Annotated in this window: 23 protein-coding genes and 1 tRNA gene; 20 read left to right on the top strand and 4 right to left on the bottom strand. The window is 48.7% G+C overall.

All coding sequences use genetic code 11. The features are described from left to right. Positions 1-29: 29 nt before the first annotated feature. The 12 genes from JMX03_RS04570 to JMX03_RS04515 all read left to right on the top strand — a co-directional run bounded on the left by JMX03_RS04570 (position 30) and on the right by JMX03_RS04515 (position 9,725). Positions 30-512 carry a phage virion morphogenesis protein gene (locus JMX03_RS04570; protein ID WP_227695316.1) on the top strand — a complete coding sequence of 161 codons (483 nt, stop codon included), beginning with the start codon at positions 30-32 and terminating at the stop codon, positions 510-512. 276 nt (positions 513-788) lie between these two features. Then, complete coding sequence (locus tag JMX03_RS04565) at positions 789-1,976, top strand: phage protease (protein WP_201594811.1); 1,188 nt, start codon at positions 789-791, stop codon at positions 1,974-1,976. Positions 1,977-2,077: 101 nt separating this feature from the next. After that, positions 2,078-2,509 carry a hypothetical protein gene (locus JMX03_RS04560; protein WP_201594809.1) on the top strand — a complete coding sequence of 144 codons (432 nt, stop codon included), beginning with the start codon at positions 2,078-2,080 and terminating at the stop codon, positions 2,507-2,509. Between the two features lie 118 nt (positions 2,510-2,627). Next, positions 2,628-3,536, top strand: a complete 909-nt coding sequence (locus JMX03_RS04555; protein WP_201594807.1) for a Mu-like prophage major head subunit gpT family protein — start codon at positions 2,628-2,630, stop codon at positions 3,534-3,536. A gap of 78 nt (positions 3,537-3,614) precedes the next feature. Then, positions 3,615-4,046, top strand: coding sequence for a gp436 family protein (locus tag JMX03_RS04550; protein ID WP_201594805.1), 432 nt, complete (start codon positions 3,615-3,617; stop codon positions 4,044-4,046). Positions 4,047-4,109: 63 nt separating this feature from the next. Then, on the top strand, positions 4,110-4,730 hold the full coding sequence (locus tag JMX03_RS04545; protein WP_201594803.1) for a phage protein Gp37: 621 nt from the start codon (positions 4,110-4,112) through the stop codon (positions 4,728-4,730). 19 nt (positions 4,731-4,749) lie between these two features. Then, positions 4,750-5,553 carry a hypothetical protein gene (locus JMX03_RS04540; protein WP_201594801.1) on the top strand — a complete coding sequence of 268 codons (804 nt, stop codon included), beginning with the start codon at positions 4,750-4,752 and terminating at the stop codon, positions 5,551-5,553. An 89-nt stretch (positions 5,554-5,642) separates the two neighbouring features. Further along, entirely contained in the window at positions 5,643-6,440 is a 798-nt protein-coding gene (locus JMX03_RS04535) for a phage tail protein (protein WP_201594799.1), read from the top strand. A 260-nt stretch (positions 6,441-6,700) separates the two neighbouring features. Further along, a complete protein-coding gene (locus JMX03_RS04530) occupies positions 6,701-7,087 on the top strand; it encodes a hypothetical protein (RefSeq protein WP_201594797.1) in 387 nt (128 codons plus the stop codon). A 42-nt stretch (positions 7,088-7,129) separates the two neighbouring features. Then, positions 7,130-7,456 (top strand): hypothetical protein, encoded by a 327-nt coding sequence (locus tag JMX03_RS04525; RefSeq protein ID WP_201594795.1) that lies wholly within the window; start codon positions 7,130-7,132, stop codon positions 7,454-7,456. A 23-nt stretch (positions 7,457-7,479) separates the two neighbouring features. After that, on the top strand, positions 7,480-7,674 hold the full coding sequence (locus JMX03_RS04520; protein WP_201594793.1) for a hypothetical protein: 195 nt from the start codon (positions 7,480-7,482) through the stop codon (positions 7,672-7,674). Positions 7,675-7,688: 14 nt separating this feature from the next. Continuing rightward, positions 7,689-9,725, top strand: coding sequence for a phage tail tape measure protein (locus JMX03_RS04515; RefSeq protein WP_201594791.1), 2,037 nt, complete (start codon positions 7,689-7,691; stop codon positions 9,723-9,725). Here the strand turns inward: JMX03_RS04515 and JMX03_RS04510 are convergent. After that, positions 9,722-10,297: a hypothetical protein gene (locus JMX03_RS04510; protein ID WP_201594789.1), complete on the bottom strand. Its 576-nt coding sequence runs from the start codon at positions 10,295-10,297 to the stop codon at positions 9,722-9,724. The genes JMX03_RS04515 and JMX03_RS04510 overlap by 4 nt on opposite strands. A 79-nt stretch (positions 10,298-10,376) precedes the next feature. Between JMX03_RS04510 and JMX03_RS04505 the strand changes: the two genes are divergently transcribed. Genes JMX03_RS04505 through JMX03_RS04475 form a run of 7 tightly spaced genes read left to right on the top strand, consistent with a single transcriptional unit; the run spans position 10,377 to position 15,813 of the window. After that, positions 10,377-11,588 (top strand): DNA circularization protein, encoded by a 1,212-nt coding sequence (locus tag JMX03_RS04505; protein ID WP_201594787.1) that lies wholly within the window; start codon positions 10,377-10,379, stop codon positions 11,586-11,588. Continuing rightward, on the top strand, positions 11,578-12,651 hold the full coding sequence (locus JMX03_RS04500) for a phage baseplate assembly protein (protein ID WP_201594785.1): 1,074 nt from the start codon (positions 11,578-11,580) through the stop codon (positions 12,649-12,651). Before JMX03_RS04505 ends, JMX03_RS04500 begins: the two co-directional genes overlap by 11 nt. Positions 12,652-12,658: 7 nt before the next feature. Further along, entirely contained in the window at positions 12,659-13,126 is a 468-nt protein-coding gene (locus JMX03_RS04495) for a phage baseplate assembly protein domain-containing protein (protein ID WP_201594783.1), read from the top strand. Between the two features lies 1 nt (position 13,127). After that, positions 13,128-13,502, top strand: a complete 375-nt coding sequence (locus JMX03_RS04490; protein WP_201594782.1) for a phage GP46 family protein — start codon at positions 13,128-13,130, stop codon at positions 13,500-13,502. Then, positions 13,502-14,548: a baseplate J/gp47 family protein gene (locus JMX03_RS04485; RefSeq protein WP_201594780.1), complete on the top strand. Its 1,047-nt coding sequence runs from the start codon at positions 13,502-13,504 to the stop codon at positions 14,546-14,548. Before JMX03_RS04490 ends, JMX03_RS04485 begins: the two co-directional genes overlap by 1 nt. Beyond that, the gene (locus JMX03_RS04480; RefSeq protein WP_201594778.1) at positions 14,545-15,075 is read left to right on the top strand and encodes a hypothetical protein; all 531 of its coding nucleotides are present in this window, start codon (positions 14,545-14,547) and stop codon (positions 15,073-15,075) included. Before JMX03_RS04485 ends, JMX03_RS04480 begins: the two co-directional genes overlap by 4 nt. Positions 15,076-15,084: 9 nt before the next feature. Then, positions 15,085-15,813, top strand: coding sequence for a phage baseplate protein (locus JMX03_RS04475; protein ID WP_201594776.1), 729 nt, complete (start codon positions 15,085-15,087; stop codon positions 15,811-15,813). A gap of 211 nt (positions 15,814-16,024) precedes the next feature. On the opposite strand, the gene JMX03_RS04470 is transcribed toward JMX03_RS04475, so the two are convergent. The 3 genes from JMX03_RS04470 to JMX03_RS04460 all read right to left on the bottom strand — a co-directional run bounded on the left by JMX03_RS04470 (position 16,025) and on the right by JMX03_RS04460 (position 19,389). Continuing rightward, a tRNA-Ser gene (locus JMX03_RS04470) sits at positions 16,025-16,115 on the bottom strand. Between the two features lie 89 nt (positions 16,116-16,204). Further along, a complete protein-coding gene (locus JMX03_RS04465) occupies positions 16,205-17,362 on the bottom strand; it encodes a type I glyceraldehyde-3-phosphate dehydrogenase (RefSeq protein WP_201594774.1) in 1,158 nt (385 codons plus the stop codon). An 83-nt stretch (positions 17,363-17,445) separates the two neighbouring features. After that, positions 17,446-19,389 (bottom strand): AAA family ATPase, encoded by a 1,944-nt coding sequence (locus JMX03_RS04460; protein WP_201594772.1) that lies wholly within the window; start codon positions 19,387-19,389, stop codon positions 17,446-17,448. Positions 19,390-19,711: 322 nt separating this feature from the next. On the opposite strand from JMX03_RS04460, the gene exaC reads away from it, so the two are divergent. After that, a complete protein-coding gene (gene exaC, locus JMX03_RS04455; protein ID WP_201594770.1) occupies positions 19,712-21,238 on the top strand; it encodes an acetaldehyde dehydrogenase ExaC in 1,527 nt (508 codons plus the stop codon). Positions 21,239-21,365: the final 127 nt, after the last annotated feature.

Genomic DNA, 21,365 nt, shown 5'->3' with positions numbered 1-21,365 from the left:
CCCTTTTTTATTAGAAGTGAGTCTCTTGTATGACCGTGTCTACTATTTTAATCACTGATGACTTGCAGCGTGTCTTAAATCTAGCAGCAAGGCAAACGAGTAATACCGCGCCGCTAATGCGACTCATCCGTGCGCAGATGCTCAGTCAGACCCAGCAGAACTTCCGTGCGCAAGGCCGTCCTAAGTGGAAGCCTCTAGCAGCGTCTACGATCAAAAGCTATGAGCGGCTTGGTATCAGCACGGCTGGGCTGCTCAGACGCTCAAACTCGCTATATGACAGCATTCAGACTTTTAGTGATATGAATAGCGCCACCATCAGTGCAGGCGGTGGTAATCAGTCTGGCGCGTACGCTAGGATACAACACTTTGGCGGCATGGCAGGTAAAAACCGTAAAGTCAAAATACCCGCGCGTCCCTATTTACCAATCGATAAAGACGGCAATCTACAAAATGAGGCAGTAGAGGGACTACATCAGGTAACAATGACTTATCTACAGCGTAGCTTTAGATAATGCACTGCATCTATACCTGTTGCATAGCGTTAGACCCCATTTAGAGTGAGCCAGATTGAACGCAAATCTTAAAACGTGGTCATTGCACCACTTAATTATTAAACGCCCTTAAATGGGCGTTTTTTGTGCCTGTCTGAAATTAAGGGGAGTAACTCGGAATTGTGTCCCGTGCGTCAGGCTTGCGAGATTTGCGATTATGAGGCTTTGATGATGACGTGAATCCCTATCATAAACCCAGATGTCATCTAAGACAAATCAAAACCGATAAGAGTTGCTATGAGCACAGTCAAAAACAAACCACACAAAGGCGACGCGCGTATCTATACCGCTGCATTAAGTGCTGTCGCTACCGCGCAGTCGCATATCGCGGCGCTGTCGCTTGAGATTGTCAGTAACCCCAAAACGCCTGATGGCTACTTTTTGGTGTTTCCTGAAGGTGAAACGCGCTCAGGTGATGGCTCTGGGCGTCCGACGGAGTGTGATAGCTGGAAGCTGGACGCCAGTACTGGCTACTCGCTTGCTAGTCGTTTGAACGCCCGTCCGCTAGATATGGTCATCGACTATGAGCACCAAACTCTATCAAAAGAGCGTAACGGTCAACCAGCACCTGCGGCTGGTTGGCTGGCGGCTGGTCAGTGGGAGTATGTGGCTGGCTTGGGTCTCTGTAATAAAGCGCCAAGCTGGACGCCCAAGGGCACGAAGTCTATCGCGGAGCGTGAATACCGCTATAAGTCGCCTGTCATCGCGTATGACACGGATGGCAATGTCACAGATGTGATGAATGTCGCTATCACTAATCAGCCCGCCCTATTGACGCTCGATGAGCTGACGGCACTGTCAGCTCGTTATGCAACCGAATCTACAACCAATCAAATCGCACAGGACAACTCTATGAAGCCTTTACTTGCTTATGTCATCGCCGCACTTGGTCTTAAAGAGACCACCACCGAAGACGAGGCATTAGTTGCACTCACAGCGCAAGTTGATGAGTTTAAGACTAAAGCTACTGACGCCAATGCCCCTATTGATGCTGATAAGCCACTAGCGGCATTGTCTAGCGTCTTTACCACTGTTGATGCTAATAATGCTACGCCTGACCCTGCTAAGTACGTGCCAGTCGAGACGATGACGCAAACGGTCGCGGCGCTCAATGCACAAATCACCACATTGCAAGGGAATCAAATCGACCCTACTGCTGAGCTGCTAACCGCTGCCCTGTCCGACGGTCGCCTGTTGCCTGCACAAGAAGCGTGGGCAAAGTCCTATGCTAAACAAGATCCTGCTGGATTTAAGACGTATCTGGATAATGCACCCGTCATCGCGGCATTAAACGCTAAGCAAACCGCTGGTAAGCCTGACCCTGTGGCTGGCGACAAAATCACTGCCCTATCCGCTGAGCAACAAGAGGTAGCGACGGCAATGGGGTTATCTGAGGCGGATATGATCGCACAGCTTAACGCTTAACTGTTTACCTATATTAATGCTGGGCAAAATGCCCAGCCTACGACAACTAAAGCCATAGCCTACAGTCATAACTTACTGCTTATAAACAAAAGGATAAACCCATGCTAATAAATACTCCTTACCGCGATGGTATCGCCATCCCCTTAACTATCGCTGCTGGCGTCACTATCGCTGAAGGCGAGCTGGTCGCTGTCGATGCTGACGGCAATGCTGTACCTGCTACCGATGCTGGCGCCAAAAATCTGATGGGACGTGCTGAGCTGAGCGTCAGCCCTGAGCTGCCTGCGCCTAATAATGCTGTGATAGTCACTCGTAATCGTCAGTTTTTGCTCGCCAATGATGCCAGTACGCCAGTGACGGCCGCTGATATCGGCTCGCCTGTGGTGCTGAGAGCACAAAACACGGTCGGCAAGTTTACCACTGGTGATGCTGCTGCTCTGGGTGTCGGGGTGCTGATGGGTGTCGACTATAACGGTCAGGTCTGGGTTGAGGTTGGCGGTGCGCCACTCGGTATGCTGGGTAATGAGCTGTAAACACATGGCATGCTGGGCTAAAAGCCTACAAAACTAAAAGGCGGGTTACGCTAACCCACCCTACAAACTAAAAGCCCAGCCTACGGCTTAACTCTAAATTAAAAATCAAGGACATAACATGAAAGTAACTGCCGCAACTCTTAACGCTATCGCTGCTGGTCTAAAAAAGGTCTATAACGATACGTTTGATAAAACAGAAAGTTTCTATACCAAAGTCGCTATGGTGGTGCCAAGCTCAAACTCGCAAGAGACGTATGCCTGGCTACAAAACATGCCGCGAATGCGCAAGTGGATCGGCGATAAAGTCATCAACAAGCTCTCTAAGCAAGGCTATAGTATCGTCAATGATGATTTTGAAGTCACTGTCGAAGTGAAGCGCAATGATATTGAAGATGACAATATCGGTCAGTACAACAACATGAGTCAGCAAGCAGGCTGGTCAGCTAAGCAGCTGCCTGATGAGCTAGTCGCTGAGCTGATCAATAACGGTCAAACCGAGCTGTGCTATGACGGCAAGCCGTTTTTTTCAAGTACTCATCCTGTCACAGTGAATGGTGAAGAGAAAACCATGAGTAACGTACACAACAAAGCGCTGTCTGCTGCCACGCTTGCCGATGCCAAAGCAAGCTATGGTGTCGGTCGTACTAAAATGCGGGCATTGACCGACTACGAGGGCCGTAACCTCAAAGTTAAGCCTAATATGCTGATTGTCGGCCCAGACCTCGAAGATACCGCACGTACGCTATTGACCGCTGATAAGTTAGAAGACGGCGATCAGAATATCTATAAGAACACCGCAGAGTTATTGGTCATTGATGACCTAACAGCGGGTACTTGGTACTTGCAAGATACGTCTATGCCCGTCAAAGCGCTTATCTTGCAAGAGCGCAAAAAGCCTGTGTTTGTCTCGCAAACTGACCTGAATGCGCCTGATGTGTTTATGCGTGCGACCTATAAGTTTGGCGCGGAAGCTCGCTATGGTGCAGGTTATGGATTTTGGCAGTTGATGCTAAAAGGCTACGCATAAGCTAGCACGCTAACGCTATGCATAAACGCTGGCGTTAGATAATCAATTTAGCAGCACAATTCTAAACATAGGTGACACATGGGCAGTTATGCAACGATAGAAGCGATGATTACGCGCTTTGGCAATGAGGATTTGGTAGAGATTACCGATACTGAAGTGCCGTACACGGGCGAGATTAATATCAGCAAGCTGCAAGCGGCTATTAGCTCTGCTAATGCTGAGGTCGATGCGTATCTGTCTAAGCAGCTGCACGTGCCGACTGTGCTGTCATCGCCCTTTGTACAGATGATGGCCTGTGATGTCGCTCGCTATCATGTGGCGCTGGGCAATGCGCGGGTCTCTGAGCGTGATGAAAAGCGCTATGAGTTGGCGGTCAAAAATCTAAAGATGGTCAACGAAGGTAAGATCGGTATCGGTGCAGGTACGGCTGAAACCAATGTGCAGCCCAGTATCAATCTGGCGCAGATGACTAATGGTCGCCCTAGTGTGTTTGGCAATAGTCAGTATTAGCCTTTGTGCTGGGCTAAAGCCACAGCCTACGAATAGCTACGGAATTAAGTAAAAGGTGACAACATGCTCGCAGCCATCGAACAAGGTATCAAGGACACGCTACACGCGTATAACCAAGCTCATGGTGGCGGGTTTGTCCGCGCTATCAAAAGCTACGCGGGCGACTTTGATGCTGAGTCTCCTGACGAGTTTGCGCAGGTCGTGGCGTCATTCCCTGCTATCTGGGTGACGTTTAAATCATCGTCCAAGCCGAAAAAGGTGGGCGCTAAAAAAAGGGAACGGCCGTATGTGTTTACGGTACTGGTGGCTGCAAACTCTGGCCGCCGTGAGGAAACGAGTCGTCAAGGCGCATTTAAAGCGGATGGTACGATGCTTAACATCGGTAGTTATCAGCTGCTTGAGCTGGTCGAGAATGCCTTGCAAGGTAATCGGATGGGACTGGCAATCACCCCGCTGGAAGATGGCGAGGTTGCCATGCTGTTCAACTCCAAGACCCGTGATCAAGTGGTCTCGGTACTGGCGTATGATTTCCATACGAGCGCCACCATAGCCGACCCTGACCGTGATGCAGATGTGCCGTATATCGAGACGGTCGAGGTGGATTATATCTATTTTGATGATGCCGGCAACGCTGTCGATGATCCGCGTGTGCTGGTATCTGATCAAATCAATTTAAAACCTTAATTTTTAAAAAGGACACACCATGCAACGTACGCCAGGTATGTATACCGAAATCAATACACAGACGCAGCGCACAGGCCTGCCCAATCAAAGCCATAGTATCGTACTGATTACTAGTGACGCGCAAGCACCTGCAACCCCGACACCTATCTATGATACGGCCACGGCTGATACTGTTAGCGGTGCTAACTCTAACGCTGGCCGTATGATGGCGGCTGCGCTAAGTGTGTCGCAGGGGGTGCGCGTTGATACTGTGGGAAAGGGTGAGCCGTCCGATGGTTCGGGCGGTGGTGACGGCATCGTGGTGTTGCCAGAATGTACGCCGACTACGACTCTCGCTACATTAGAAACGCCTGAAGAGCTTGATAGCAGTAGTGTTCATGCCAGATACCGCGTTAACAATGGTGAGTGGGTCGATTATATTAATGATTTAATCCACACTCCCGCGCCTTTATCTGACGAAATACTGGATTTTTTATCATCAATTAGGATTCAGGAATCAGACTTACTGGATGTCGATAATCTTGGAGACCTAGGAGCACTTGGGGGTATTCGCTTGTTTAATACTATAGCTCATAATCCAGTGACTGCCTTTAACGCACGGTTTGGAGATACAAGCATACGAGGTGTCTCTAGGTCGTTAATCGATAATAACGCATCTGTCGACCAACATCCAAATATTGACAAAATTATAAGTAATCAGCCCACCAAAGTTGAATTTGTCGTGACTGAGAATAGTAGTAATGACCTCGTTTATGCGATGTTTGGTAAAGACGAGACAGTGTATTCATGTGCATTCGCCGCGTGGCAAGCATTATCTGTATAAGTCAACAAAAGGAACCAAAATGACCCAATCAACTCCAATCATCGCCGTGATCGCCGCTCTACGCGCCCACTAAGCACAAGGAAACCCCAATGCCAAACCAAACCCTAGCCCCGCACGGGCACTCACTCATCGTCCTAGACGCCCCTATCGCCGACGAGGCCACAGCAAACAGCTGGGTCGAGCACTTAGAGTTTGTATCGAGCAAAACCGAGCAAAATGACGCGATCCTCATCGTGCCGTTTGACGATGTGGACGCCGCCACTGCCTTTGCGGCCTATCCTGCGGTCAAGTCGTGCTACCGCATCGTGGCGGTCTGCTATCACGGTGCTATCGGCTATGAGCCAGAGCTATCAGCGTCTATCGCTGCGACCATCGCATCTGAGGCCGACCCCGCGCTGCCATTTAACGGCTGCAAACTGCCTGCGCTGCCAGTCGTCGAAGGTAGTCTGCGCTTGACTAAGACGCGCATCGAGCAAGCGCTCAACGATGGCGTGGCGATGGTCACTGTCGGTCATGACAGCAAGCCTGAGATTGTGCGTCTTATCAGCACGTACCGTACCAATGCGGTAACGGGCGCTGATGATGATCTACTACTCGACATCAATGGGGCGCTGGTACTGCGCTATGTGCGCCGTGACCTGCGTAGTGCCGTCGGTGCCAATCCGCGCCGTAAGAATACTGCTGCGAGTCGTCGTGATCTGCGTAGTCTGATGCTCGATCGCTGTCTCAAAATGGACGATGCGGAGATACTGGAGCACGTACAAGCGACCAAAGAGCAGCTGACCGTCAGTCAGTCCAAGCTTGATAAGACAGCGGTGGATGCGCGTATTCCTTCACACTGGGTGCGTGGTATGCACGTGATTAATACGACGCTGGATGTGTATTAGGGCAGAGCTATTAGAAAATTCCCTTTAAGGAATTTTCTCTTGCGGAGCTAAAAAAGCAGTGCTTTTTTTAAACGCTCCTCAGGTACGTGGTATGCATGTGATTAATACGACTTTGGATGTGTACTAGGGCAGAGCTATTAGAAATCCTATTTAAAGGATTTCCCTTGCGAGCCTAAAATTGACATGCAATTTTTATACGGCTCTCAGGGCTAAAAGCCCAGCCTACGGCAAATCAAAACTAAAAACAAAAGGATAAAATCATGAGTGATGCAGATGTAGTAGGTACTATCGTGCTAACGGTGGATGGCGTAGAGTATGACTGTACCAGCGCTAGCCCCAAGTTTATGACAGGTAAAAAGCCTGTGGCAACGATGAACCGTCAAGGGCGCACGCGGAAGAAGACCAAGACGACAAGCTCTATCACGCTGTCGGTCGAGGTCATCATCCCAGAAACAGGTGATATCAACTGGGGAGCAATCGAAGATGGTCGTGTCACTATTGAGTCGCTCGATGGCGGCCATCGGACAACGTATACAGGCTGTGAAGCCACCGATGTGTCAGAGAGCTACAAGCTCGACGGTGAGGCGGTGCGCTCTATCGAGATGTTTGCTCTCGATAAGATCGAGGAAGGCCAACCTGAGGCGTAGTCGATCGTAAATCATAAACCATTGTAAAGAGTAGAGGTAATCATGACCAAAGCAAAAGAAAAGCAATCCGCGACTCTGTGTGAGTTTGTCACACTGCCTGTCGGTATCGTGGTCGATGGCACGCGCTATAAAGACGTCGAGCTGACGCCTATCACGGTGGGTCAAAGCTATGCGGCATCGATGAATGCCCGTGAGACCGACTTGCAAGTACTGGTGGACCTGGCGGCCATGACACATGTGCCCGCGCTTGGTCGTAGCTTGACATATGATGAGCTAGACACTGCCAGTCGTCAAGACGGCCGTGAGCTAGAAATCGCCCGCATGCTGCTGGAAAAAAAAGAGCGCGATGTGGCGACCAAGTCCGCTTAGTCGGGCTACTGGTCAAGATGGGTGTGCCCTACTCTGATGCATGGGACATGCCCGTCGATATGGCGTTAGATATGCTGGGTATCTCTCCACATAACGCTAAGTCTAAACACAAAAAAGATACTCCAGCAGCGACTGCGAATAAACCCAACCCCTCTGTTACTGCCAATGCGCCGCGCAAGCTCGTCGCTGCACGGCGTAAGTCAAAAACCACTGCATAATATAAGGCGGCTCTATGTCTACTCAAACCGTTAGTCTGCGCCTACAACTGACTGGCAATGCTGGCCCTGAGCTGCGCCGTATCGCGCAACAAAACATCCGTGACACGCGATCTATTAATGATATGAATCGGCTAGGGCTGCGGACTCAGCGGCAGATCGATCGGGAAATCCGCAATCAGCAGCGCTCGTATCGCCGCCTGCGTGACTCGGGTGTGGCATCGGCCAATGATATCCGCCGCGCTCATCGGGCGATGCGGGAGGAGGTGCGACGGCTGAATGGTGAGCTGCGCACGTCAGGCAGTCTGATGGGTAAGATGCAAACGGCTGGCGCTGTCGTTGGTGGTGTGGTAGCTGGCGCTGCTGTGGTGAATAGTCAGATTAAGCCTGCACGAACCTATGATGAACAAGTGGCACGTGCTGCTGCTACTGCAACTTATGGTCAGGGCATGAGTGTCGCTGAGCGTAAGCTGATTAAGGTAGAGCTGGATAAAACAGTCATGGATGCGGTGCGATCAGGTGGCGGAACTCGTGAGGGTGCTATCGCCGCGGCGGATACGCTCATTGCCAGCGGTCAGTACGACCTGTCATCAGTTAAAGAGGTGCTGGGCGCGACACAGCGCGCGTCATTTGTCACGGATGCGCAATCGACTGATGCGGCAGCGGTAACATTGCAACTGCGTAACTTTGGGCTAAATCCCCAAGATATCGCCCGAGGTCAAGATATTGCAGTGGCTGGTGGACAGATGGGTGGGTTTGAATACGACACGATGGCACAGTATCTGAGTCGTCAGCTACCGCTTGCCAAAAGTGCAGGTTATGGTGGGCTTGATGGCCTAAGAAAAATCGTCGCCATGAACCAAGTCGCTATCAACACCGCAGGTAATCAGGATGAAGCGGGTAACAACGTAGTCAATCTACTGCAAAAGCTGAACTCGCGTGAGTTCCGTATGTCGATTAATAAAAAAATCGAACCGCAAGCAGGGGATCCAACAATACCCAAGGCACAAGGAGGCGGTCTGGATTGGCCTGCATATGCACGTCAGCAAAAGGCGCAAGGCGTCGATCAAGTCGATGCGTTTGTTAGCTTGCTTGAGCGCCAACTTTCAGGCGATAGTCAGTATCAAGCACTGAAGCAACAAGCTGGTAGCGCCAAAGGTAAAGAAGCGCAGGCACTCTACGAGCAGATGAGTGAGATGCTCGAAGGCTCAAATCTTGGTGAGGTAATCGCTGACCGTCAGGCGCTTATGGCGGCATTGGCTATCAGTACCAATGGCGCTGAGAATGAGCGTATTAAAAGTGGCTTAGATAAAGCTGATGGTACGATTGATGATCTGTATGAAGTGTTTAAGGGTGATGAGTGGGCAACGGCAATGAGCCGTCAGCAAGAGCAGCTCAATATCAACTATGGATTATATAAACAGGTCAATGAGCAGCTGAGTGGGTTTAATCAGTCGCTTGGTGGTTTTATGGAAAGGCATGAAGGGCTGGCAACGGCGGCCTATGCTGCTGGTACAGCACTTGCTGCTATTGGCGCAGCTGGTGCAATTGGTGGTTTGTTAGGTGGCACAGGCGGCGCAGCTGGTGCAGCAAAGGGGGCTGCAAAGTTTGCAGGTAAAGCGGGATTGGTAGGTGCAGCGGGTGTAGCAGGTTATGGAGTTGGTACTGTCATCAATGACAAACTCATCGCTGGTACCGCCCTTGGTGATGGTATCGGTGAAAAAGTCGCTCAAGCGCTTGCACTGTTTGGTAACGACACTGCACAAGCCGCCCTCGATGCTAACGCTAAAACTGATCAGCTAATTGCCGAGCAACAGCAGACCAAAGCTAAACAAGATGAGATGGTCAGAGAGCAGAGTCAGACTAAGCAGATACAGTCACAAATGGCGTCACAGCAAAGCATTATGATATCGCATCTGTCTGCTATCGCAGCCAAACCCGTGCCGACGTTTAATCCTACTATCACTATTGGTGGGCACTCAACGGCGATGAATATGATGAGCGAGATAGATAAGCAGTCAAAGCGCGGGAAGTATGGGCCTTATAGAAATTAAGATTGTTCAATATCGTATGACTCTTGCGCTTGCTCAGGAGTCATTTCTACTCTTGACTGACACTTTTCAAATGCTTTATCAAACCGACCTTGGCGATAACGAATTTGCTTACGGCTGTCCGCATCATTTGCTCGTAAGTCGCGCTCTAGAGCAAATAATAAGTTACGCTGTTCAAACTGTGCGCTTTCGCAATCGTAGTAAGGCGCTAGAGTCCAATTAGGGTCATCGCCATAACTTTTAAATGAGCTAACTACTCTATTAAAGTTGTACGTTAGTTTTTGTAAGGTCTCAACTTCACCATGACTATAGGCATCAAACATATAAATATCGTTTTCATATATCTCTGCATATATCTTATTAGCAAACTTATGCGCCATCTCTTTTGTTTTTGGCGGTTGAGTGTAGGGTTGTATTACAGTTTCCTCTACAACTGGCTCTTCCGCTACAGGCTCTACGACTACTATACTGTCTGGTTTGGGCGGCGCATCATTCACAGCCTTTGCCACAAATATAGCAAACACGCCTACGATTAAAGCTATTAACGTCATTGTTATTTTAAAGCTTTTGCTCATAATTCGGAACCTTATCCCCAGTGTATTAAGCCCTTAGTATGCCACAATCACTCATTATCAATATACCTTTGAGTCAATTATGGCATGGCAAGATACGTTGTATGATGCGTCGTTCCGTGGCGTCGAGTTTGAGTACTTTGGCGTCGATGACAGCCAAGACAAAGCGCTTGCGACCCATCAAGCGCCGTATGCCAATGATGCTACGATTCACGACATGGGGAACAACCCCAAAAACATAAGCATGACCGCCATCGTAGATGGTGTGGACTACGAGCAAGCGCTTGAGTCGCTACTCTCTGCACTCGATGCCAAAGGTGTCGGTGAACTGGTGCATCCCGTCTTTGGCGAACAAGACGCCATCTGTGCCAGCTATAGAGTCAAACATGACAGCGAGATCGTCGATGGCTGTACCGTTGAGATGCAGTTTGTCACTCAAAGCCCAAAACGTGATATCCAGTACTTCACGCCAGAGCCTATGCCTGAAGGCGCGGCACAGGCAGACAGTATTATATTGTCAACGCCAAGCGATGAGCTGACCATCTACCAAGAGCAGCTAATAGCGATCGGTTCTGAAGTCGCTGCTACCCAAGCACGTAGTATCCCTGAGACCATACGTAGCAAGCTGCGCACCGTGCGTACCGTCCTCGGTACCAACCTAGTGCGCATGGATAATCTACTGAGTCCGCCCATCTGGCTCGGTAGTATCGTCGGCGATGTAGATAGCATCGTTAAGATGTTACCGCTAGATTATGACCCTATGTCCAACTGGCGCAGGCTGTTTAATCGTATTAAGGCCATTGGTGATGTGTTTAATGACAGCGATATCACCCCGCTACGCCGTGTCGGGCAAGTACTGCCAGCTGCCATGATCAGCCGCGGTGTGATTAGCATATTAGAGGGTGAGCAGCGTAACCCCAATTTAACCCCTAATGATCTCATCGCCATTAATGATGAGGCTAGGCTACAGATTCAGGACGCCATCGATGCTGTACGCGGCGATCAGGCCGAACAAACAGATCAGAGCTTGCCTATTATCAATACGGATGTCACGCCTATCATCCGTGATCTAAAGCAAGCGGCTGCACAGCTGCAAATGCTGACTGACGCGACTATCAATAGCCGTCCACCCCTTATTACTCATAGCGTCACCGTGCCTTGCACCTGGCGACTATTGGCGCACCTGCTCTATGGTGATGAAGACCGTGCTGATGAGCTTGCTCGTCTCAATCGTGGTCTGGTCGATGCGTCTAACATCATGCCAGGTACGCAGGTAGCCGCTTATGCAAGGTGATACTGACGACAAGATGGCGCTGCATATCGATGGCGTGGTGTGCTCGACGTGGGATGACCTGAGTGTCGATAGTGATATCGGTGTGCCTGCCGATGCGTTTAGCTTTAGCTGGTTTGATGCTGAGCATGATGTGCTGCCCGACTATGTCAGTGGCGGCTCCACTTGTCAGGTGACCTGTAACGGTGAGACGGTATTGACGGGTATTTTGGATAATATTACCCAGCGGGTGGGTCGTAGCGGACTGATGACCAATCTGTCAGGCCGTGATCTGGCTGGGCAACTCATAGACTGCTCAGCACCGATCGATGCAGCGACTAATCTAAGCTTGTCCGAGCTGATTAAGCGTTATGTGACTGGTGGCGACTTGGCAAACTTGCCCATTACTATTGGTAAGGTGCAAGAGGACTGGCTCAAAGGCAAGACAGGCGTGGATATCGGCGAGTCCATCTGGGATGTGCTGACCGCAGCAGCGCAAGCGTCTGGGCAGTATGTCTGGCTATCGGCTGACGGTGCACTGATGATTGGCAATCCGTTTGATGTGCCTCAGCCTGCTATTAAGCCTGAGTTTTATCTGTATAACGATGATAGATACGAGCAAAACAATGTGTTAGATGCGGACTATCAATACGACATCTCTAACGCTTTTAGCAGCATGGAGATTGTCGGTCAAAATGATAAAGGCAAAAACTTTAAGGCAACTGTCAAAAGCGACCGCATGACGCTTAAACGGCAGAAGATAATCAGTGATAGCCGCTCAGATACTCAGGCGGAAGCGGAGAAGTTTGCCGCCAAAGCAATGGCTGATGCTTGGCTTGCAGCCAGCGACTTAACGCTACCAGTATCAGGCTGGACGCATAACGGTCAGCCGTGGCGTACAGGGTGGCAGGTCAGCTTTGACAGCAATGTCATGCCTAGAGCGTCTGGCGACTGGGTGATATACGGCCGTACGCTTCTGTTATCACGTAATAATGCCAAGACTACTGAGCTGAGACTCAAGCGTCTTGAAGACTGGATGCAGCCTGTCAAATATGCCGACCTGATAAAAAAAATGATGAAAAAGTGAGTGTGCAATGAACCCTTTTAATAAAGCCCCTATGATGCGCCAGGCGCTTATCGGTACGATTAAGCGTACTGGTAATAAAGCCTTGCAAGTACTGGGCCTCAGCGGTGAGCTGGTCGATGATGTGCCACTGTATCAGCAAGTAGGGTTTGCCAGTTGGTTGCCCAAGGATGCTGAGGTGGTGATGCTACCGATGTCAGGTAAGGCGCGTAACTTCGTCATCGTTGCTGGTCGTGATGCAGTGGCGATTGAGCTGGCAGAGGGTGAAACCGTGGTCTATAACCAACATGGCGTGGAGCTGCGACTCTTAAAAGATAAGGTCAAAATCAATACAAGCTTAGAGGTCGATGGTGATATTAAAGCCACTGGTGATGTAGCCGACAAAACTGGCACGATGCAAGCAATGCGCCAAACATATAACGGTCATGGACACGCCGCTGAAGGTACAGCGCCACCTGCTAATAAGATGGGAGTATAAAATGCGCTTTGATCAAACGATTAACGACTACACGCTAGAGGGTATTAACACCCCGCCTTATACAGGCAGTCAAGCCCTTGCTGAAGCGGCTTACTTACGACTGCTGACCCCAAAAGGCTCCTACTTTGCAGACAGCGAGCTGGGTAGTGAGCTATATAAGCTTAAGCGTAGCAAAGATGTGCCACGTATGCGCCGTCAGGCACTGGCGTGGGTGCGTGAAGCGTTAGAGCCATTACGAGCACCATACTATCTAACGGATATTAGCGTAAATATCGGCCTTATGTCTAAGTCAGGATATTTACCTATGCAGGCAGTACTAACCCAAGCCGATGGCAGTCAAACCACTACATCTATTAACGTACAGGTAGCAGGCTAATGTATCAGACACCCAGTTATAGTGATATCAAATCTATTATCATGCAAGAGTATGTCAATCAAACAGGCATACTGCCCAAGCGTGATTCTGATGCGTCAGTGCGCGCAAGCGGTACCGCTGCTGTGGCTGAGGGCTTGTATAGCCATCAAGAGCACATACTCAAGCAGTTATTTGTACAGACAGCTGACGAACCATACCTATATATACATAGCGAGGAGCTGGGTTTGCCTCGTCTGGATGGCTCAACAGCGACAGGCCAAGTATGGGCAAGCGGTACTACTGACGGCGTCATACTGCCGATTGGTAGCAAGCTGACCGATGGGTTTGGTCATTACTGGCAGACGACATCCACGGCAACTTTATCTACTACAAAAGCGGTTTTGGTGCCTGTACAAGCAAGCGATGATGGCGCTGCGTTTAATGCGACTGGCACACTGCGCTGGGTATCGCCAGTAGCAGGTATGCAGAGTATCGCACAAGTGGATGTGATTAGTGGCGGCTCAGATGGCGAAAGCCTTGAGCGGTGGCGTGGACGCTTGTGGAATAAAAAGAAGTTAGGGAAAAGCTTGTCACGCGTCGATGACTTGCGCCAAGCAGTATTGGGCGTGGCGGGTGTGGCTGACGCTTATGTTTATCCGATACGCCGCGGCGCTGGTAGTGTCGATGTCGCTATTACCGCACAAGGCGCTAATGGTGCAACGTTACCCAGTGACAGCTTACTCGCGCAAGCAGAACAAGCGCTAAAAGATGCGGCGGCATTTTGGGAAGACGTGCGTACCTTTAAGCCGACTGTCGTTGCGCTGAATGTCGATGCAAAAGTAACGGGGATCAATATTAACTCAGGTGAGATCAGCGCCATTATTAAAGATTATCTGACGGCATTAATACCAGCGGAAAGCTACAAAGAGTCGGTATTGTCTAGCCTGATAATGGCGGTACCGGGCATGATCGACGTGCAACTTACGCCTAACCAAAACCTAAATCCCACGGTCAACATGGAACAAGTCGGCTGGATAAGACCTGCTAATATCACGGTGACGCTATGAGTGATGCAGTAGACAGCAAAATGGCAGACGTGCTCATGCATCATCTGTCATACGGTGCTTATGACCATAGCCATAAAACAGTTATATATAAGGACATTATAGCACATACAAAGGCGCTAAATCTAGTAAAAACATCTGCTGCACGGATTTTTGCCGTTATAAATGGCATACCTGATGAGCTGATAGATGAGTTTGAGCGTGAGTATGGCTTACCACTGCTCTGCGGTCAAAACAGCGTCGGTGACAGTGTCTCTGAACGTAAGCAAGAGATAGAGCGCGTCAAGCGTGAAGGCCATGTCGTGCTTAACCTTGACGGTTTGAATAATCTATTTGCACGCTACAACCAGTCAGTACTAGCTATCCAAACTTACGTGCCCATGCAGTGCCTTGGCACGTGCGTTGACCCACTCAATACTGACCGCTTGCGCTTCCGCGTCACACTGACGTTAGCCAAGCCAATCACTGCCGACTTTGCGTGCTTATCACGCCACTACCTACCCGCCTCTTTAAGACTAGATATTAAATAAGGACACACCATGCATCGTATAGACTCAGCCACAGCACGTGCCAACGTCAATGGCGAAGGCAAGACAGGCTTTCATGACAATGGCGACTTACCGAATCAAGACGCTACTTACTTCACCCCTGACTGGGCCAATGCGCTACAAGAGGAGGTGGCAGGCGTCATTGAGGGTTTGGGATTGACGCTTGATAAATCTGACAACGGCCAGTTACTTAAGGCGCTAGTACAGCAGTTTGGCGAAAAGAAAATGCTGACGGATGCTATTAAGGAATATAAAGACCTCATTAAGACTGAGCGCCAACGAATAGATGAGCTTGAACTACGAACCTACGAGGATACACAGATAGGTGAGTTGTTCTGGACGACAGAGCACTTCCTCACACCTGAAGCAGTAACGACCTACAAGGGTTACGGCACGTGGGAGCGCGCGCTACAAGGTCGTGTGGCGGTTGGTTTCTCTGATAACCCAGAAGATCATATCGACTTTCGCACGCACGGTAAAGAATATGGTGAACGTGAGCATACACTGACTATTGATGAGATGCCTAAGCACGTACATACAAAGACTGATTATGACACCCCAGATATCAATGGAGATCGTACAGGTCCAACAATGCACTATGGTGAAGCTGGTAAAGGAGTTAATCAAGGTCCGCATAGCACTGGTGAAGCGGGAGGTTCGAAATCGCATAATAATATGCAACCGTCGACCACGTTAGATTGCTGGAAACGCACGGCGTAATGATGAGTGTCTAAACAACTGCGGCTTGATGGTCATTAGTGCAGAACGAGTTACAAAAACCTAGTGCAGAATGAGATTCAAATTAGTGCAGAATAAATTCGCAAATTACAGCCAATCATCCCTTTTACTTTTAGTTAATGTGCGTTGGTTTGGACAGTTATTAAAGACATAAAAAAGCCCCAATCATTGACTGATTGGGGCTTTTTGAATTTGGCGGAGACGGAGAGATTCGAACTCTCGAAGGGCTATGAACCCTTGTCGGTTTTCAAGACCGGTGCATTCAACCGCTCTGCCACGTCTCCATTTGTGCATCATTATAGCGATATGAAATAAGAATGCAAGCGCATATCTAAAAAAACTTTAATTATTTTATCACTAAGCGTTTTTTGGGTCATACTTGCTTGCTAGAGGCCAGATGCAAACACATATCAAGCAGCCTATTGGCATAGCCCCACTCATTATCATACCACGCAAAAACCTTATATTGATTGCCCACCTGCATAAGCTGCTGACCATCGATGATAAGCGACTCAGACTGATGAATGAAATCACTTGAGACCAATGGTTCCTCAGTATAGGTCATGATATCGAGCAAATGCGCTTGGCTCGCAGATATAAGCACTTCTCGCATCGCATCGACACTGACATCTGGCGCGTTGAATACAAAGGTCACATCAATAGCGGCGACGTTGATGGTTGGCACACGAATAGAATGACCGTTAATCTTACCTACCATGCTTGGCAATACACGCTCTGTCGCTGCAATACTGCTAGAAGTAGTAGGAATGATATTATGCCCTGACGCCCGCGCTCTTCTTGGATCACGATGCGCCTGATCCAGTACCGTTTGATCAGCGGTCACCGCATGAATTTCGGTCATCATGGCCGACTGCACACCGAAAGCCTTATCAAGCGTATCTATCAGCGGTACCAATGCCTGCGTAGTACAAGATACGCTTGAAATTATCGGTAGATCACATGTCAGTAGCTCGGTATTAACGCCCATCACAATGCAAGCGTCTACATCGTCAAAAGGCGCGGCGCCAATGATAACTTGCTGAGCACCCGCTTCGATATGCTGATGCGCTTGGTCGTAAGAACGAAAATATCCTGTACACTCCAATACCACATCGATTCCTAGCGTCTGCCAAGGCAACTGCTTGGGATCTGGCTCTGAAAGCATACGGATACAGTAGGTGTGGTTATTTTTGGTCAAGCACAGTTGGGTTTGGCTATATTCATCAGCCATACTGTCTACTATGTCTGCACTGACGCCAAGACGACTCAATCGGCCATGAGTACTGTCAAACTTTAGTAAATGCAATAAAATATCGGCTGGTGCCAAGTCATTGATGGCGACTACATGAATGGCGCGGCCTAACACCTCAAAACGCTCTAGCAGCGCGCGCAGGACATTTCGCCCTATACGCCCGAAACCATTAATGGCGACTCTCAGCGGCTGCGTGTGCTCGCTGGTTGCATGAAGCCCTGCCGCCGCTACAGCAGGATCTGACGTAAGTCGGTAGGTGGCGCTAGAAAAATCAGGCATGACAAGGTATCGCTATAAAGGTAGGAAGTGATGTAAGTGAACATAGAAGGTTAGTACTGATAATTAGTACTGATAAAAAAGCATTAAGGGGTAATAAAGATCAGCGCCAAACGAATAGTATTATAATCAACGCTTTGTTTGAGACTCTCGTAAATAGGCTTAATTTTTACGCTGCCATCATCATTGAAGTCATTGGGGTTATTGGCCACTTTAATCGCCACATAAGCATTACCAACAGCTGTCATTACCTCATCTTCAGGGCGCAGATGATCGCATGCAAGGCTTGGGTCTTGGCGTTTAAGCTCACTAATATGGCGCATAATCGTCGACTGCGCAAGCTCACGCGTCTGTGCAATATCAGCGATAGACAGACTCTCTTCTAATAGTAAACGCGTCGCAACCAATGTACTCTCAGATTTATCAGCAACCTGATTACCACGCTTTTGCTTCTTTTCTTGCTGCGCTTGCAGGCGCTCATGGCGTCTTTTCTGTAGACTGGCATAGGCCTCAATGACTGACTTACTGAGCGTGCCACCTGATTTTAAAATAAACTTATCATGAGCCTGCGTCATGCTTTTTTCATCGAGCATCGCATAGTTGGCATCAGCGTCTTCCGACAACTCCAAAAAGCGCTTATCAGCGCCCCGCGCCAATGGATCAAGTTGCAAGCTCATTTTATTCATACCAAGCAGCTGCAAACCTGCCAGCGATTTGAGCCGTGATAGTGCCACGTAGCCTTGCCCAAGCTCAAAAGTACGCGATAAATCAATCTCAGCCGCATCAAGCGTCATGCCTTGCGATTTATGAATGGTAATCGCCCATGCCAGACAGAGCGGCACTTGCAGGTAACTTGCTAGCACATCTCCAGTCTCATCTTCGATGATCCACTCTTCAGGCTCAGCGATGACCTCGCGGCCTGAATTGAGCCTGACCACTGGCATTTTTTGTGTGACGGCTTTCTTACTCTTTGGGTTTTTTTGATCTTTTTTAGCGTTGTCTTTGTCACTCTTAGCAGTATCTGTCTCACTGTCGGTAGTGTTGTCTGTATCGACACCATCCTCATTGTCGATTAAGGCATTACTATCATTCTGACTGTCATCAACTTTGACAGCAGCAAAGCCTATCAATTCACCCATGGTACCGTTGGACACACCAAGCTCAGTGTTGTTTTTGATAAACATTACCTTAGCACCAACTTTTAGAATCAGCTCATCTTGAGTGCGTACCGTTTTTTTGAGGGTCTCAACCAATTTACTATCGCCAGTCGAGGTGGCCTCAAAACGCATCATATCCCCATCTAAGGCGGCCAGCTCTTTATCATTGATTTTATTAACGTTGAGATTATGGGTATAAAGACGGGTGCGATTGATATCGACGTTTTGATCAAAGGTAGCTTCCAATGCCGCAATCGCCTCAAAAGTGACTTCTTGTCTGCGAATCTGATTGAGAATATCATCCAAATCGAGACCACCATTAGCGGCCTCACTGACTTGCCGATGCTGCTCGGATAAATAACAAATATGGAACTTAGCATCGAGCCAGGCCTCAGACATAAAAGCAAACTTTTCTCGGTTACTCTCACCCTTACTTCCAATCGGTGGTAACTGAAAAAAGTCCCCTGCAACCACCACTTGTATACCACCAAATGCCGCATCGTTTTTTCGCACATGCTTGAGCACTTGGTTGACTAGGTTAAGCTGCTTGGCATGCAGCATGGAAATCTCATCGATGATCAATACCGCCGTGTCTTTTAATCTGTCTGCTAAAAACTGCTTACGCGATAAATTGGTCAAATCACGATCAGACAACTCGTCTTTGATGCCTATACCTGACCAACTATGGATAGTCGTGCCGTTCATGTGTGTCGCCGCGATACCCGTACTAGCAGTCACAGCAACTGGCACACGGCGCGCGCGTAAGTAATTGATGTACTGGTTGAGAGTATAAGTTTTACCTGAGCCTGCTGAGCCAGTCAAAAACACATTTTGACCTGTTTTTAAGATATCAAGAGCAGAAGATTGACGCATATATCCAAACCAACCAATAACATAAGAAAAAGGAAACTACCGTCGTAGCATCATAATGGTAGCAATTATAACAGCTGTACCAAGTTTTCGAACCAATTTAAGCAGATACTTATGCATAACCTAAATTTATGAAACAACCTGATTTGCTTTACTAAAAGTACCTATCTATATGTATAAAAGTTCAGTAGGATAGACTGACAACCTGATCAGGAGGATCCAGAAAAGCCGTGCAAGTGACTTTATAGATATGACCTCAAAAGATCATATATCAAAGGCTTGAACGTTTATTTGCTTTATAAATTAATACAACAAGGAGTCGTTAATGCTACACGCCTATCCCAATACAGAAAACAGCCCCGTCCAATTCCGCGAAAAATATGACAACTTTATCAATGGTGAGTGGGTCGCACCAGCCGATGGAGAATACTTTGACAACACCAGCCCCATTGACGGTAAAGTCATCTGCCAAGTCGCCCGTTCAAAAGAAGCCGATATTGAAAAAGCCTTAGACGCTGCTCATGCTGCCAAAGACGCTTGGGGCAAAACCAGTGTCGCTGAACGTGCCAATCTACTGCTCAAAATTGCAGATAAGATGGAAGCCAATTTAGAAGCCATCGCCATTGCCGAAACGTATGAAAACGGCAAGCCTGTACGTGAAACCCTAGCAGCAGACATTCCATTAGCTGTCGATCACTTTCGCTATTTTGCCAGTGCCATTCGTGCACAAGAAGGCGGCATCAGTCAAATTGATGATGACACGGTTGCTTATCACTTCCATGAGCCACTTGGTGTCGTCGGCCAAATTATCCCATGGAACTTTCCGATCCTCATGGCAGTATGGAAGCTAGCCCCTGCGCTTGCTGCTGGTAACTGTATAGTACTCAAGCCTGCAGAGCAAACGCCTGCCTCTATCCTATTTATGCTAGAGACGATCGGGATTGCTGATATCTTACCAAAAGGTGTCCTCAACGTGGTCAACGGTTTCGGAGTTGAAGCTGGTAAGCCGCTTGCCTCCAATCCACGTATCAATAAAGTTGCCTTTACTGGTGAGACGACTACTGGTCGCCTAATCATGCAGTACGCCAGTGAAAACATCATTCCAGTGACCCTAGAGCTGGGTGGTAAGAGTCCAAATATCTTCTTTGCTGATGTCATGGACGAAGACGATGATTTCTTGGACAAAGCGGTCGAAGGTCTAGTGATGTTTGCGCTTAACCAAGGTGAAGTCTGTACTTGTCCGTCGCGCGCATTAGTACACGAGAGCATTTATGATGAGTTTATGAAGCGCTGTATCGAGCGCGTCAAAGCCATCAAAATGGGTAACCCATTAGATACTGATACCATGATTGGCGCCCAAGCCAGCACAGACCAGTTAGAAAAAATCCTCTCTTATCTGGATATTGGCAAAAAAGAAGGGGCCAAAGTATTGGTCGGTGGAGAACAAGCCAAGCATGACGGCGACCTTGCAGATGGCTACTATGTGCAGCCCACTATCTTTGAAGGCACTAACGACATGCGCGTGTTCCAAGAGGAAATCTTTGGACCAGTACTTGCCGTCACGAAATTTAAAGACGACGAAGAGGCCATGAGCATTGCCAATGATACCTTATATGGTCTTGGTGCTGGAGTCTGGACACGCAGTGTACACAAAGCCTATCGCTTCGGACGTGGCATCCAAGCAGGTCGCGTGTGGACCAACTGCTACCACATCTATCCTTCGCATTCCGCACTTGGCGGCTACAAGCAATCGGGTATCGGCCGCGAAAACCATCTAATGATGCTTGATCATTATCAGCAAACCAAAAACATGCTGTTATCGTATAGTCCAAAAGCGATGGGGTTCTTTTAAACACTATTTGCTAAAGCACCTTACAAGGAAGCGTAAGGTGCAAACTCGATGCTTACTAAGCATCTACATGTAAAATAATTGGCAGTTTAAAAGACTAAGTCGAGCATTAGTGACTGCTAGTAATAAG

Origin of the sequence: Psychrobacter fulvigenes (genome assembly GCF_904846155.1) — a bacterium.
Taxonomy (GTDB): domain Bacteria; phylum Pseudomonadota; class Gammaproteobacteria; order Pseudomonadales; family Moraxellaceae; genus Psychrobacter; species Psychrobacter fulvigenes.
This window is presented reverse-complemented; position numbering and strand designations above follow the sequence as displayed.